This window comes from Streptomyces sp. NPDC091371 (genome assembly GCF_040684275.1).
Classification (GTDB): domain Bacteria; phylum Actinomycetota; class Actinomycetes; order Streptomycetales; family Streptomycetaceae; genus Streptomyces.
Window position 1 is genome coordinate 1 of sequence record NZ_JBFBFP010000001.1, and the last position, 14,378, is coordinate 14,378.

Here is a 14,378-nt window from a genome sequence, read left to right on the forward strand (position 1 = left end):
TACATCGAGGGCACCTTCTTCCTGCGCGCCCGCGTCGAGGGCAACGACGTCGGCTACGGCTCCATCTGCGCCGCCGGCCCGCACGCCTGCACCCTCCACTGGGTCCGCAACGACGGCGACGTCCGCTCCGGCGACCTGCTGCTGCTCGACGCCGGCGTGGAGACCCACTCCCTCTACACCGCCGACGTCACGCGCACGCTGCCGATCAACGGCACGTACACCGACATCCAGCGCAAGATCTACGACGCGGTCTACGAGTCCCAGGAAGCCGGCATCGCAGCCGTCAAGCCGGGCGCCAAGTTCCGCGACTTCCACGACGCCTCCCAGCACGTGCTGGCCGAGAAGCTCGTCGAGTGGGGCCTGCTGGAGGGCCCGGTCGAGCGCGTCCTGGAGCTCGGCCTGCAGCGCCGCTGGACCCTGCACGGCACCGGCCACATGCTCGGCATGGACGTCCACGACTGCGCGGCCGCGCGCACCGAGGCCTACGTCGACGGCACGCTGGAGCCGGGCATGTGCCTGACCGTCGAGCCCGGTCTGTACTTCCAGGCCGACGACCTGACGGTGCCCGAGGAGTACCGCGGCATCGGCGTCCGGATCGAGGACGACATCCTCGTCACCGAGGACGGCAACCGGAACATGTCGGCCGGGCTGCCCCGCACCTCGGTCGAGGTCGAGGCCTGGATGGCCCGCCTCAAGGGCTGACGCACGAACGCCGCGCCGAGCTCGAGCTCTCCTGGCCCTGGGAACGGGTCAGGAGACCTTGAGCAGCGCGTCGTCGCGCCACTTCAGCATCTTGTCGAAACTGACCACCGCTCCCCGGCCCGGCCGGTTGCGGAACCGGACGTGATCGGCGAGCTCCTCGATCAGGTGCAGGCCCCGGCCGCTCTCGGCCAGGGAGGGTCTGCGACGGGCCACCGTCGCGGCAGGGAAACCCGGCCCCGAATCGCTCACCTCGATACGACAGCAGTCCCCGTCCAGATAGGCCGTGACGTGGTACGCCTCGGTCTCGTGCGGGAGATCGCCGTGCCCGCCGTGCTCCACCGCGTTCGCACACGCCTCGCCCAGGGCCACCGATAGGTCGAAGGAGATGTCCGGGTCCACCCCCGCGGTCTCCATCGTCCCGAGCAGCAGTCGCCTGGCGAGCGGCACGCTCGCGGCTTCGCGCCTCAAGTGGAGAGACCACCAGATGCTCATACGGTTACGTATTGCCGCCCGAAGGGGGTCGTAAGCGCTTCGTGGCCGACCGAGCGCGCAATGCCCCCGTTCGGCCGATGGCGACTCTCCCGGACAGCGGTGTATGCGCGTACGGCGCTGCGGCAGCGGCCCCCGTCTCAAGCCATCCCCAGAGCGGACTCAAGGGACCTTCCGGACCTGCCGTATGGAGGGCGTCAGCGCAGTGCGATGATGGCCCGGCCATGACTGCCCCCCACGCGACGCACGCCGGAACCGCCCTGCGGATCATCCGGGCCGCGGTGTTCACCGCGGTCTGTGTCGTGCTGTCCGGGACCGGGCACGCCCTGGCGTCCTGCGCCACCGTGCCGTGGTGGTCGCTGTGCCTCGGCTTCGTGGCGGTCTTCGCGGTCGCCGCCCCGCTCGCGGGACGCCGGCGCACCCTCCCCGGCATCGCCGCAGGTCTCGCCGCCGGACAACTCGCCCTGCACACGCTGTTCGGCCTCGGCCAGCACAGCGCCGCGGCCGGGCGGGCAGCGGCCGGCGCCGCCTCCGACGACGTGTCCCTCGCGGCGCTCGCCGCGCGGCTGGTGTGCGGGGGCAACTCCGTACCGCTGAGCCCCGCCGACGCCCGGCGGATCCTGGAGAGCGCCGGGCTGGACCCGGCCGCTCTGGCCGCACAGACCGGAGACCTCGCCGCGCAGGGCCACGGCGCGCACGCGCACCTGGCCCAAGCCGCCACCAGCGCGCCCGCAACCGGCCTGTTCAGCCCGGCCATGCTCACCGGCCACCTGCTGGCCGCGCTCGCCGCCGGCTGGCTGCTCGGCCGCGGTGACGCCGCACTCTTCCGGCTCGTCGAACTGTCCCGGCTGTCCGCCGAAGCCACCCCGGTACGCCCGCTGCGCGCCGCACTGGCCCTCGTACGCGCCCTCGGCGCCGGACTTCCGGGCGCGCCGGCCCTTGCCCGGCAGACCCCGCGGACCGAAGCCGGCCCCGCCGCGCCCACCGGACGCGAGGCACTCCAGCACACGGTGATCAGGCGCGGGCCGCCCACGGCCCTCGCCCTCGCAGCCTGACGCGGCACCCTCCTCCCCGGGACACACGACGGGACGCCGGTGCCGCGAACTCCGCGCGCGCCCGTGCGCGGAGCCACCGTCACCACTGCTTCCGTGGAGTGTTTCTGCCATGAAGACCTCTCGCGTCTCGTTCGCCGCCGCCCTCGCCGCCGGTACCGTCCTCTTCCTGTCCGGTACCGCCTTCGCGCACGTCGGCGTGCAGCCCGTCGGAGAAGCCGCCAAGGGCGGCTACGCGACCCTCAACTTCAAGGTCCCCAACGAGCGCGACAACGCGTCGACCACCCAGCTGGAGGTCAACTTCCCCGTAGACCAGCCCCTCTCGTCCGTCATGCCGCAGGACGTCCCCGGCTGGACCGTGACGGTCGAGAAGAGCAAGCTCGACAAGCCGCTCACCGTCCACGGCAAGCAGATCAACGAGGCCGTCACCAAGGTCACCTGGTCCGGCGGCAAGATCGAGCCCGGGAAGTTCCAGCAGTTCCCCGTCTCCGTGGGCAAGCTGCCCGAGAACGCCGAGCAGATGGTCTTCAAGTCCATCCAGACCTACGACAACGGCGAGGTCGTCCGCTGGATCGAGGAAGCCAAGGACGGCGCCGCGGAACCGCAGAACCCGGCGCCCGTGCTGAAGCTGTCCGCCGCCAAGGCCGCCGGCCACCACGGTGACGACAAGAACGCCAAGGACGCGAAGAGCGACAAGGACGCGGGGCACAGCCACGACAAGGCCGACGCCGGGCACGGCGCCGACAACACGGCGCGCGCCCTCGGCATCGCCGGCATCCTCGTCGGACTCGGCGGGGTCGCCTTCGGTGTCGCCTCGCGCCGCCGCTCCTCCTGACGCATCCGGGCCCGGCGCGTCCGGGACCCGGCACATCCGAACCATCCCCGATCACAGGGACACCTCTTCATGCGCACCACACGTGTGACGGTCGCCGCCCTCCTCGCGGCGGCCGCACTCACCCTCACCGCCTGCGGCGGCGAACCCGCCAAGACCGGCTCGGTCACCCAGATCTCCGGCGGCCAGAGCAACGCGAAGGCCGCGACCGTCCTGGACCGCCCCTTCAGCAAGCCGGAACTCGTCCTCACGGACACCACCGGCAAGCCGTGGAACCTGCGCGAGCAGACCAAGGGCAAGCCGACGCTCATCTACTTCGGCTACACCAACTGCCCCGACGTGTGCCCGCTGACGATGAGCAACATCGCCGTCGCCAAGAAGGCGCTCCCCAAGGCCGACCAGGACAACCTCCAGGTCGTCTTCGTCACCACCGACCCCGAACGGGACACTCCCGAATCCCTCGGCTCGTGGCTCAAGGCCCAGGACCCGGCCTTCATCGGCCTCACCGGGGACTTCGCCGCCATCCAGGCCGCCGCGCGCTCGCTCGGCATCGGCATCGAGGCCGCCAAGAAGGAGGCCGACGGCAGCGTCGTCTCCATGCACGGCGCCCAGGTCATCGCGTTCTCACCCAAGACCGACGAGGGCTACGTCCTCTACGGCGAGGGCACCACCGTCGACGACTACGCCAAGGACCTGCCGAAGATCATCAAGGGAGAGAACCCGTGAACGCCCGCACCACCCGCACCCTCGCCGCCGCCCTCTCCCTGACGGCGGCACTCGCCATATCCGGCTGCTCCTCGGACTCCGGCGGCTCCGGCGACGGCAAGCCGAAGATGACGGTCAGCGGCGGCTACATGCCCCAGCCCGTCAACGACAAGATGGCCGGCGCGTTCATGGTCATCAAGAACAACTCCAAGACCGCCGACAAGCTCGTCGGCGTCACCTCCGCGCTCTCCGACGATCTGCAGATCCACGAGACCAAGGACCAGAAGATGCAGCAGGTCCCGTCCATGGACGTGCCCGCCAACGGTGAGCTCAAGCTGGAACGCGGCGGCAACCACGTCATGTTCATGGGGCTCAAGAACACCCCCAAGGTCGGCGACAAGGTGACGGTCGAGCTGCGCTTCGAGAAGGCCGACCCGGTCAAGGTCGAGCTGGACGTGAAGGAACGGACGTACAACGCCCAGAACAGCACCGGTCACTGACGGACCCGCACCGAGGGACTGACACGCCATGACGACCACCGCCCCCGCCCCCTCCGCGGCCCGCGTCCGCACCACGGCACTGCTGCCGCGGCTCACGCTGGTCCTCGCAGCCCTGCTGGCAACCCTGTTCACCGCGGCCGCCCCGGCCACGGCGCACGCAGCACTCACGGCGAGCGACCCCAAGGACGGGGCGGTGGTCGCGACGGCCCCCGCTCAGGTCACGCTCTCCTTCTCCGAGCAGGTCGCCATGGGCGGCGACTCCATCCGCGTCCTGGACCCCCAGGGCAAGCGCGTGGACACCGGCGAACTGCACGACCTGTGCAGCGGGAACACCGTCCGCTACGGCACCGCCCTGCGCGCCGGTCTGCCCAACGGCACGTACACCGTCGCCTGGCAGGCCGTCTCCGCCGACAGCCACCCGATCTCCGGCGCCTTCACCTTCTCCATCGGCGCCCCCTCCGCCACCTCCGTCACCCTTCCCGCCCAGCAGGCGGGCGGCGGCCCGGTGGGCATCGCCTACGGCATCGCCCGGTACGCCGCCTACGCGGGCTTCGCCGTCCTCGTCGGCGCCGCCGCCTTCATCCTGCTGTGCTGGCGCCGGGGTGCCGCGCAGCGGCCGCTCCAGAAGCTCATCGTGCGCGCCTGGGTCACGCTGACCGCCGCCACCCTCGTGATGCTGGTGCTCCGCACCCCCTACACCGGCTCCGGGAAGTTCGGCGATGCCTTCGACCTCGATGGTCTGCGCGCCGTGCTGGCGACCAAGACCGGCGCCTCACTCGTCTCCCGGCTCCTCCTGCTGGGCGCCGCCGCCCTCTTCATCGCGGTCCTCCTCGGCGTCTACGCACGCCGCCAGCAGGGCTCCGAAAGCACCGGGGAGGGCGTGGAGCAGGGCTCGGAGGACGCCCGGGAGACCGACGACCTGACCTTCGGGCTCGGCATCGGCGGCGCGGTCGTCTCCGCCGGCATCGCGGCGACCTGGGCCCTGTCCGAGCACGCCTCCACCGGTGTCCAGCCCGGCATCGCCATGCCCGCCGACATCCTCCACCTGCTGGCCGTCGCCACCTGGCTCGGCGGGCTCGCCGCCCTGCTCGTCGCCCTCCACAAGGTCCCCGGGCTCGAGCGCGCCGCCGTCCGGCGCTTCTCCAAGGTCGCCTTCATCAGCGTCCTGGTCCTCACGGTCACCGGCGTGTACCAGTCCTGGCGCCAGGTCGGCAGCTGGTCCGCGCTCACCGGAACCGACTACGGACGGCTGCTGCTCGTGAAGGTCGGCCTGGTGGCCGTCCTCGTCGCCCTCGCCTACGTGTCCCGCAAGTGGACCGGCCGGCTCGCCGACACCCAGCCGGCCCAGGTCGGGGCGCCCAGCGATGTTTCACGTGAAACATCCGCCGACGCCACCGAGGCCACCGACGTTTCACGTGAAGCCGAGCCCGTCACCGTCCCGGCGGACCCCGAGCGAGCCGCCCAGCTGGCCCGCCAGCTCGCCGCCCGCGAGCGCGCGCGAGAGAAGCAGGTCCGCGACGCGGACCCGGACCGTGCCGGTCTGCGCCGCTCCGTGCTCGCCGAGGCCGGTATCGCCGTGGTCCTGCTCGCCGTGACCACGGTCCTCACCAGCACCGAGCCCGGGCGGACAGTGGAGCGGGAGACGGGCCGCGGCTCCGCCGCCCCCGCCGTCCCCGACCGCGCGGTCAAGATCACCCTGCCGTTCGACACCGGCGGCCCGGACGGCAAGGGATCCGTCCGGCTGGAGCTCGACCCCGGCCGGGTCGGCGCCAACACACTGCACCTGTGGGCCGACTCCGGCGACGGCAAGCCCCTCGACCTCCCCGAGATCAGGGTCGCCTTCACCCTCCCCGCCAAGGACATCGGCCCTCTGCCGCTCGTCCCCGACCACGCCTCCCCCGGACACTGGACCGCGTCCGGCGTCCAGCTGCCGCTCGCCGGCGAATGGCGTATCGACGTGACCGTGCGCACCTCCGACATCGACCAGACGACCGTCCAGAAGACCGTGAAGATCGGCTGACCAGCGTGACCGAGAGCAACCCCGACATCGAGATCTCCCGGCGCCGCCTGCTGGGCACCGTCGGCGCCGCAGGCGCCGCGGGCCTCGCACTCGGCGCGACGAGCGGCGCCCTCGCGCACTCCGCACTCGCCGACTCCGGGACCGGCTCCGCCTCCGGCAGCGCCGGGAGCCTGTCCTCCCTCGGCGCCACCCAGGTCGCCTTCCACGGGGACCACCAGGCCGGCATCACCACTCCGCTCCAGGCCAAGGGCCATGTCCTGGCCTTCGACCTGGCCGGCGGCGCCGGCCGCACCGAGGCAGCCGCGCTGCTGCGCCGCTGGTCCGACACAGCGCGCCGGCTGATGGCGGGCGAGACCGCCCCGACCTCCGACAGCGGCATCGCCCTCGACGCCGGACCGTCCTCCCTCACGGTCACCTTCGGCTTCGGCCACTCCTTCTTCGACCGCACCGGCCTGACCGCCCGCCGCCCGGCCTCTCTCGACCCGCTGCCGGACTTCTCCTCGGACCGGCTCGACCCCCAGCGCAGCAACGGCGACCTGTGGATCCAGATCGGCGCGAACGACGGACTCGTCGCCTTCCACGCCCTGCGCGCCCTCCAGAAGGACGCGGGAGACGCCGCCCGGGTGCGCTGGCAGATGAACGGCTTCAACCGCTCGCCCGGCGCCACCGGCACCCCGATGACCGCCCGCAACCTGATGGGCCAGGTCGACGGCACCGGCAACCCGAAGCCCGCGCAGCCCGACTTCGACAAGCGGATCTTCGTTCCCGAAACCGGCCCCGGCCCCGCCGTACACGCATGGATGGCGGGGGGCTCGTACGCCGTCGTCCGACGCATCCGCATGCTCCTCGACGACTGGGACAAGCAGTCGCTCGCACAGCAGGAGCAGGTCATCGGCCGCACCAAGGCCACCGGCGCCCCGCTGACCGGCGGCACCGAGACCACGCCGCTGGCGCTGGACAAGCTCGGGGCCGACGGCAAGCCCGTCATCCCGTCCAACGCCCATGCCCGGATCTCCGCCCCCGCTCAGAACGGCGGGGCCGCCATGCTGCGGCGCCCCTTCTCCTTCCACGACGGGATCGGCGCCGACGGCACCCCCGACGCGGGGCTCCTCTTCATCTGCTGGCAGGCCGATCCGCTGCGCGGCTTCGTACCCGTCCAGCGCAAGCTGGACCGCGGCGACGCGCTGTCGGAGTTCATCCGCCACGAGTCCAGCGGCCTGTACGCCGTCCCGCCCGGCCCGCGCGCCGGGGAGTACGTGGGACAGCGGCTGCTCGAAGGGTGAACGGCACCCCGGGCGCGGGTGCCCCGGTACTAGGCTGACCGCATGTCGGCCACCCGCTTCACGTATCTCGGTCCCGAGGGCACCTTCACCGAAGCCGCCCTGCGCACGCTCCCGGAAGCCGCCACCCGGGAGCTCGTCCCGATGGTGTCCGTCCCGGCCGCCCTGGACGCCGTGCGCAACGGCGAGGCCGCGGCCGCCCTCGTCCCGATCGAGAACTCGGTCGAGGGCGGGGTCACCGCCACCCTCGACGAGCTCGCCTCCGGCGAACCGCTGATGATCTACCGCGAAGTGCTGCTGCCCATCGCTTTCGCGCTGCTCGTCCGGCCGGGGACGGCCCTGTCCGACGTCAAGACCGTCACCGGGCACCCCGTGGCCCAGCCGCAGGTGCGCAACTGGCTGCGGGCGAACCTGCCGGACGCGGTGTGGGAGTCGGCCGCCTCCAACGCCGATGGCGCCCGGCTGGTCCAGGAGGGGCGTTTCGACGCGGCCTTCGCCGGCGAGTTCGCGGCGACCACCTACGGCCTCGTGCCGCTGGTCACCGAGATCCACGACGCCGAGAACGCCGAGACCCGGTTCGTGCTCGTCGGACGCCCCGCCCGGCCCGCGGCCCCGACGGGCGCCGACAAGACCTCCGTCGTGCTGTGGCTCGGCGACGACCACCCCGGTGCGCTCCTGGAGCTGCTCCAGGAGTTCGCCGTGCGCGGGGTCAACCTGATGCTGATCCAGTCCCGGCCGACCGGTGCGGGCATCGGCAACTACTGCTTCGCCGTCGACGCCGAGGGCCACATCTCCGACCGGAGGGTGAGCGAAGCCCTCATGGGTCTCAAGCGGACCTGCCCCCAGGTCCGCTTCCTCGGTTCCTATCCGCGGGCCGGTGTCGCTCAGAGTGACGTCCGCGCGCCCCGGCCGGGAACCTCCGACGGTGACTTCACGGACGCCTCCGACTGGCTGACTCGCTGCCTCGACGGCCGGGCCTAGCCTCCCCGTCCACTGTCCACAGAGTTATCCACAGGCCGGGACGGCAACCTGGGGACAAGTCGACAGAACGGCGCGACAAGGTCGACATATCGGTCGCAGGGCTCAGGTTTCGCGCTGGAGAGCGGAAGGTGAACGGCGTCACCCCCGTATCACCGATCAACTCTTTGGGGCGAGTCATTCCCACCCGAATGAGTGTGTGAGGGCGGTTTGAACCCTGATTCGCCCCGGCCGCCCACCGGTCGCGAATGATCTATTTCCGTGTCCACAGATGCGGCACACAGCCTGTGGATAAGATCGGGGGGCTGTGAATTCCTGTGGACAAGGAACGGCCTCCGCCCCTGCTCAGGGCCCGGCCGCCGGTCGACGTCGTGTCCCTTTTCGGAGAATGGGACGCTTTTATCGACCTCCCGGGAAGGATCACTTCCGGCCGACCACCAAGACTTATCCATTCGCCGCAATTGGGACATAGCGACACGCAGCGTGATATCGGTGTGATCCCAGGAACCCCAGCCCGGTAGCCTGGAGGGGTGATTGACCTCCGGCTGCTCCGTGAAGACCCTGACCGTGTCCGCGCCTCGCAGCGCGCTCGTGGAGAGGACGTCGAGCTCGTCGACGCGCTGCTCTCCGCCGATGAGCGCCGCAGGTCCTCAGGCATGCGCTTCGACGAACTGCGCAATGAGCAGAAGTCGCTCGGCAAGCTCATCCCCAAGGCCTCCCCCGAGGAGCGGGCCGAGCTGCTGAAGAAGGCCGAGCAGCTCAAGCAGGACGTCAAGGCCGCCGAGGCCGAGCAGAACGAGGCCGACGAGGCCGCCAAGCGCCTCCTCCTCCAGCTCGGCAACATCGTGCACGAGGACGTCCCCGTCGGCGGTGAAGAGGACTTCACCGTCCTGGAGACCCACGGCACCATCCGCGACTTCGCCGCCGAGGGCTTCGAGCCCAAGGACCACCTGGAGCTCGGCGAATCGCTGGGCGCCATCGACGTGGAGCGCGGCGCCAAGGTGTCGGGCTCGCGGTTCTACTACCTGACCGGGGTCGGCGCCCTGCTCGAGCTCGCCCTGGTCAACGCGGCGATCGCGCAGGCCACCGCGGCCGGCTTCATCCCGATGCTGACCCCGGCGCTGGTCCGCCCCCGCGCCATGGAGGGCACCGGCTTCCTCGGCCAGGCCGCGGAGAACGTGTACCACCTGGAGAAGGACGACTTCTACCTGGTCGGCACCTCCGAGGTCCCGCTCGCCGCGTACCACATGGACGAGATCATCGACGCCGACAAGCTGCCGCTGCGGTACGCCGGCTTCTCGCCGTGCTTCCGCCGCGAGGCCGGTACGTACGGCAAGGACACCCGCGGCATCTTCCGCGTCCACCAGTTCGACAAGGTCGAGATGTTCTCGTACGTCGCGCCGGAGGACGCCGAGGCCGAGCACCAGCGGCTCCTGGAGTGGGAGAAGCAGTGGCTGACCAGCCTGGAGCTGCCGTTCCAGGTGATCGACGTGGCCACCGGTGACCTGGGGGCCTCCGCCTCGCGCAAGTTCGACTGCGAGGCGTGGATCCCGACGCAGGGCAAGTACCGCGAGCTGACCTCCGCGTCGAACTGCGACGGATTCCAGGCCCGCCGCCTGTCGATCCGCTACCGCGACGGCAAGAAGACCCAGCCGCTGTCCACGCTCAACGGCACGCTGTGCGCCGTACCGCGCACGATCGTCGCGATCCTGGAGAACCACCAGCAGGCCGACGGTTCGGTGCGGGTGCCCGCGGTGCTCCGTCCCTACCTGGGCGGCCGGGAGCTGCTGGAGCCGATCGCCAAGTGAGCTTTCCGTACCGCCTGATCGCGACGGATCTCGACGGCACGCTGCTGCGGGCCGACGAGTCGATCTCCGAGCGGACGCGCGAGGCACTCGCCGCGGCCACCGCGGCGGGGGCCGCGCACATCGTGGTCACCGGCCGGGCCGTGCCCTGGACCCGCCACATCCTCGACGACCTGGGCTACCAGGGGCTGGCGGTGTGCGGCCAGGGAGCGCAGGTCTACCACGCCGGCGAGCACCGGCTGCTCACCTCGGTGACCCTGGACCGGCAGCTCGCCGGGCTGGCGCTGGCCAAGATCGAGGCGGAGCTCGGTCCGGTGTTCCTGGCCGCGAGCCGGGACGGCATCGACGGCGACGTGCTGGTCGGTCCGGGCTACCGGGTGCAGGAGGGGCCGCTGCCGTACGTGTTCTTGAAGGACACGCCGGAGCTGTGGGCGGCCCCGCTCACCAAGCTCTACATCCAGCACCCCGAGCTGGACGACGACTCCCTGGCCACGAAGGCGAGGGAGGTCGTCGGGGCGCTGGTCGACGTGGTCCTGGCCGGTCCGGGCGTGGTGGAGATACTGCCGCTGGGGCTGAGCAAGGCCACGGGGCTCTCGCTGGCGGCGCGCCGGCTGGGTGTGAAGAAGAGCGAGACCATCGCCTTCGGGGACATGCCGAACGACATCCCCATGTTCGGCTGGGCCTCCCACGGTGTGGCCATGGCCAACGCACACCGTGACCTGAAGGCCGTCGCGGACGAGGTGACGACCTCCAACGAGGAGGACGGCATCGCGGTGGTGCTGGAGCGCCTGCTGGGCGCCGCGTAGCGCGCACGGCGCACGACGTACGAGAGGTCCGGGACAGCCCGCGCCGTAAGGCGCGCTCGAAGTGGCTGCCCCGGACCTTTTGTTGCTCCCCGCATGACCCACTCTGCCCCGGGCACAATCCGCGTACCAGCGAATTTCCGCGTGCCGTCAGCCGTGGACCCGCCGCCGGCGCCAGTAGGCCGCGGTCACGATCCCGAGGAGCGGGCCCCAGAGCACCAGCGGCGCGTAGCAGAGGGTCATGAGCCACCAGCCGGCCCCGGTGGGCGCGCCCGGAGCCTCCATGCTGACACTCCAGTGGAAGGCGGCCGGGACGGCGATCAGTGTGACGGCCACGGCTCCGAGGGCGGCGGGTACGACCGCCGCGAGCGGTGGAATCCGGCGGCCGCCCAGCCGGGGGACCCAGCTCGGAATCACCTCGCCCCATCGCTGCACGAGACCGAGGGTGAGCAGGCCGAGCCCTTCGGCAAAGAGGCTCAGGGCCACCAGGTAGAAGGACCACTTGCCGGGGTAGAGCTCGGCCTCCAGCCCGCTGCCGACCCCCCATCCGACGGGAATGCCGACCGCGATCGCGATCCTCCACAGCCCGCTGGGAACGAGGGTGAGGGCGGCCGCGTGGGCGACCCAGCGGATCGGGCGGCTGACGACAGGGCCGACGGTGGTGGTCGGCGCGGGGGCAGCGAGCGTGGTCATCGTCCAAGTCCTTTTCGGGAGGCGGTTGGTGAGGTCTCAAGCCTCTTCCGGCGGGCCCGCCGGAACCATCCGCCGATCAGCAGGTCCGTATCGGGACTGAGCGGGCCGGCTCTGCCGAACGGCCGATGGTCTGCCGAGGGGTGCGCTCATAGGGTCGGCCCATGACCGTGAACCCGCGTGCCGCCTATGCCCCGTTGCTGGCTTCGGCCTCCGTCGTCGGGATCGGTGCGGCGTTCCTGAGGGCCCCCGCGGCGTGGATGTTGCTCGCGGTGTGTCTGCTGCTGCCGCTGCTGGTTCTGGTGGCCCGCTGGTCTCCGGTGCGCTCCGGGAGCGTCGCGGGCGGGCTGGGCGTGGCGGCCGTCGCGCTGTGGCCGGTACCGCTGATGTGGGAGGACGGGTCGTGGCTGGAGGCCTGTGGCGCGGCGGCCTTCTGGGCACTGCCCGGGCTGGGGGCCGTGCTGGCCGGCGGGTACCTGCGCCGTCAGGCGGACCGGCTGCGCAGGGCCGTACGGGATGCGCAGCGCGATCAGCAGCTCGAACTGGCGCGGGATCTGCATGACTTCGTGGCGCACGACGTGAGCGCCATCGTGGTGCAGGCCCAGGCGGCCCGGTTCGTGGCAGCCGGGGATCCCGGTCAGGCGGTCCTCGCCCTGGAGCGGATCGAGACGGCCGGCCTGAGCGCGCTCGCGTCGATGGACCGTACGGTGCACGCGCTGCGGGAAGCCGCGGGCGGGCCGACGGCTCCGGTGCCGGGTCTGGTGGAACTGCCGGGGCTGGTGGAGCGCTTCGAGGGCGGGGCGCTCGACGCGGACCCGGTGGCGGTGGGCGAGCTGTCGCGGGAGGCGGACACCACCGCGTACCGCGTGGCGGTCGAGGCGCTGACGAACGTACGCCGCCACGCGCCCGGGGCGGCGGTGGTGCGGGTCTCCGTACGGCGGGCGGGGGCGGGCATAGAGCTCAGCGTGGCCAACTCCGCGCCGGCGCGGGGCGAGGGCGGGCTGCTGGGGCTGGGGCGCAGGCGCCGGGGCGGGACGGGGCTGGCGGGTCTGCGCGGGCGGGTGGAGGCGGCGGGCGGGACGCTGCGGGCCGGGGCGAGCGCTGACGGCGGGTGGCTGGTTTCGGCGGTGTTCCCGGCGGCGGCCCCGCCCCAGGGGTGATCATGGCGGCGTGACCACACGCATCCTGATAGCCGACGACCAAGAGGACATCCGCAGCGGCTTCCGGCTGATCCTGGATTCGCAGCCGGACATGACCGTGGTGGGCGAGGCCGCAAACGGGGAGAGCGCCGTGGCGCTGGCCCGGGAGCTGCGGCCGGACGTGGTGCTGGCGGACATCCGGATGCCGCTCCTCGACGGGCTGGAGGTGACCCGGCTGTTGGCGCCGCAGACGCGGGTGCTGGTCGTGACCACCTTCGACCTGGACGAGTACGTGCACACGGCGCTGCGCAACGGAGCCTGCGGTTTCCTGCTGAAGCGGTCCGGGCCGGCGCTGCTGATCGAGGGCGTGCGGGCGGCGATGGCCGGGGACACCCTGATCAGTCCGCAGATCACGGTGCGGCTGCTGAGCCGGCTGACGAGCGAGGGTCCGGCTCCCCGGCCCGCCGCCCATCCGTTGACCGGCCGGGAGCTGGAGATCGTGCGGCTGGTGGCGCGGGGGCTGACCAACGCGGAGATCGGTGCGGAGCTGTTCATCAGCGCGGGGACGGCGAAGACCCACATCGCGAACGTCCAGGCGAAGCTCGGGGCGCGCAACCGGGTGGGGATCGCGGCGTGGGCGTGGGAGCACGGCGTGGCGCGGCCCGAAGCGGAGGGCGACTAGTCACGTTTCACGTGAAACAACGTGGCGGGTCAGTGGCCAGGCGAGCAGGCCGACGGTCAGTGAGATGGCGTGGCCGAGGTCGGTGAAGGTGCCGCCGGTGGCGAGGGGGAGGCCGAAAAAGGCGACCGCTCCGACGAGGTAGAACCATCGCCAGGGGCTGGGGAGCCGGTAGGTGAGGACTCCGACCGAGGCGGCGAGACCGTAGCTGACGCCGATGTCCACGACGTGGGTCATGCTGCGCGGGGCTTCGTGGGCCTGGATGGCCGTCAGGAGGACCTTCTGGCTGACCAGAGTGGCGACGATGTGGGCGGTCGCGACGATCGCGAGCCAGCGCAGGGTGCCGAGCCAGCGTTCGACGGGGGCGTGGAAGACCTCGAAGAGCACGGCGTAGAGGGCGAGCGAGGCCGGGTCCTCGATCCAGAAGGCGCTGCTGAGGAGCGCCCGGACGGGATATTTGACGAGCTGGTGGATGTTGCTGCTGTTGCGGTGCATCAGGACGCGCTCGACCTGCTCCGGCGCGATCACGACGACGATGCTGGTGACGGCGATGATCAGCAGCCAGATGTGCGTTCCGGGCGAGGAGGCTATCCAGGACCGTACGGGCCTGGATAGCTCCGGCCCGCTGTGTTCGATCATGAACTGATGATGACCGCTAAAGCTGTGCCCCGCCTGGCCGAATGAGCCGGGCGGGGCACGGTGCG

15 protein-coding genes are annotated in these 14,378 nt (G+C 71.6%); 12 read left to right on the forward strand and 3 right to left on the reverse strand.

The genetic code is table 11. The features are described from left to right. Positions 1-702 (forward strand): M24B family metallopeptidase (locus AB0O21_RS00005; protein WP_365164207.1); only part of this gene is annotated, 702 nt, incomplete at its 5' end. A gap of 48 nt (positions 703-750) precedes the next feature. Here AB0O21_RS00005 and AB0O21_RS00010 read toward each other — a convergent pair. Next, positions 751-1,194 carry an ATP-binding protein gene (locus tag AB0O21_RS00010; RefSeq protein ID WP_365164208.1) on the reverse strand — a complete coding sequence of 148 codons (444 nt, stop codon included), beginning with the start codon at positions 1,192-1,194 and terminating at the stop codon, positions 751-753. 221 nt (positions 1,195-1,415) lie between these two features. Between AB0O21_RS00010 and AB0O21_RS00015 the strand changes: the two genes are divergently transcribed. The 9 genes from AB0O21_RS00015 (at position 1,416) to AB0O21_RS00055 (ending at position 11,169) form a co-directional block, all read left to right on the forward strand. Next, positions 1,416-2,246, forward strand: coding sequence for a hypothetical protein (locus tag AB0O21_RS00015; protein WP_365164210.1), 831 nt, complete (start codon positions 1,416-1,418; stop codon positions 2,244-2,246). A 109-nt stretch (positions 2,247-2,355) separates the two neighbouring features. Next, positions 2,356-3,078, forward strand: coding sequence for a YcnI family protein (locus tag AB0O21_RS00020; protein ID WP_365164212.1), 723 nt, complete (start codon positions 2,356-2,358; stop codon positions 3,076-3,078). A 69-nt stretch (positions 3,079-3,147) separates the two neighbouring features. After that, positions 3,148-3,801 (forward strand): SCO family protein, encoded by a 654-nt coding sequence (locus tag AB0O21_RS00025; protein WP_365164214.1) that lies wholly within the window; start codon positions 3,148-3,150, stop codon positions 3,799-3,801. Continuing rightward, entirely contained in the window at positions 3,798-4,280 is a 483-nt protein-coding gene (locus AB0O21_RS00030; protein WP_365164216.1) for a copper chaperone PCu(A)C, read from the forward strand. Before AB0O21_RS00025 ends, AB0O21_RS00030 begins: the two co-directional genes overlap by 4 nt. A gap of 28 nt (positions 4,281-4,308) precedes the next feature. Further along, on the forward strand, positions 4,309-6,300 hold the full coding sequence (locus AB0O21_RS00035; protein WP_365164218.1) for a copper resistance protein CopC: 1,992 nt from the start codon (positions 4,309-4,311) through the stop codon (positions 6,298-6,300). Between the two features lie 5 nt (positions 6,301-6,305). Further along, positions 6,306-7,583, forward strand: coding sequence for an iron uptake transporter deferrochelatase/peroxidase subunit (gene efeB / locus AB0O21_RS00040; protein WP_365164221.1), 1,278 nt, complete (start codon positions 6,306-6,308; stop codon positions 7,581-7,583). A 42-nt stretch (positions 7,584-7,625) separates the two neighbouring features. Then, on the forward strand, positions 7,626-8,561 hold the full coding sequence (gene pheA / locus AB0O21_RS00045; RefSeq protein ID WP_365164223.1) for a prephenate dehydratase: 936 nt from the start codon (positions 7,626-7,628) through the stop codon (positions 8,559-8,561). 527 nt (positions 8,562-9,088) lie between these two features. After that, positions 9,089-10,366: a serine--tRNA ligase gene (serS, locus tag AB0O21_RS00050; RefSeq protein WP_365164226.1), complete on the forward strand. Its 1,278-nt coding sequence runs from the start codon at positions 9,089-9,091 to the stop codon at positions 10,364-10,366. Next, positions 10,363-11,169, forward strand: coding sequence for an HAD family hydrolase (locus tag AB0O21_RS00055; RefSeq protein WP_365164228.1), 807 nt, complete (start codon positions 10,363-10,365; stop codon positions 11,167-11,169). Before serS ends, AB0O21_RS00055 begins: the two co-directional genes overlap by 4 nt. A 147-nt stretch (positions 11,170-11,316) precedes the next feature. Here AB0O21_RS00055 and AB0O21_RS00060 read toward each other — a convergent pair whose 3' ends face one another. Then, on the reverse strand, positions 11,317-11,859 hold the full coding sequence (locus tag AB0O21_RS00060) for a hypothetical protein (protein ID WP_365164229.1): 543 nt from the start codon (positions 11,857-11,859) through the stop codon (positions 11,317-11,319). Between the two features lie 161 nt (positions 11,860-12,020). Between AB0O21_RS00060 and AB0O21_RS00065 the strand changes: the two genes are divergently transcribed. Then, entirely contained in the window at positions 12,021-13,016 is a 996-nt protein-coding gene (locus tag AB0O21_RS00065; RefSeq protein WP_365164231.1) for a histidine kinase, read from the forward strand. A gap of 10 nt (positions 13,017-13,026) precedes the next feature. Continuing rightward, positions 13,027-13,677, forward strand: coding sequence for a response regulator transcription factor (locus AB0O21_RS00070; protein WP_365164234.1), 651 nt, complete (start codon positions 13,027-13,029; stop codon positions 13,675-13,677). On the opposite strand, the gene AB0O21_RS00075 is transcribed toward AB0O21_RS00070, so the two are convergent. Then, complete coding sequence (locus AB0O21_RS00075; RefSeq protein ID WP_365164236.1) at positions 13,678-14,313, reverse strand: rhomboid-like protein; 636 nt, start codon at positions 14,311-14,313, stop codon at positions 13,678-13,680. Positions 14,314-14,378: the final 65 nt, after the last annotated feature.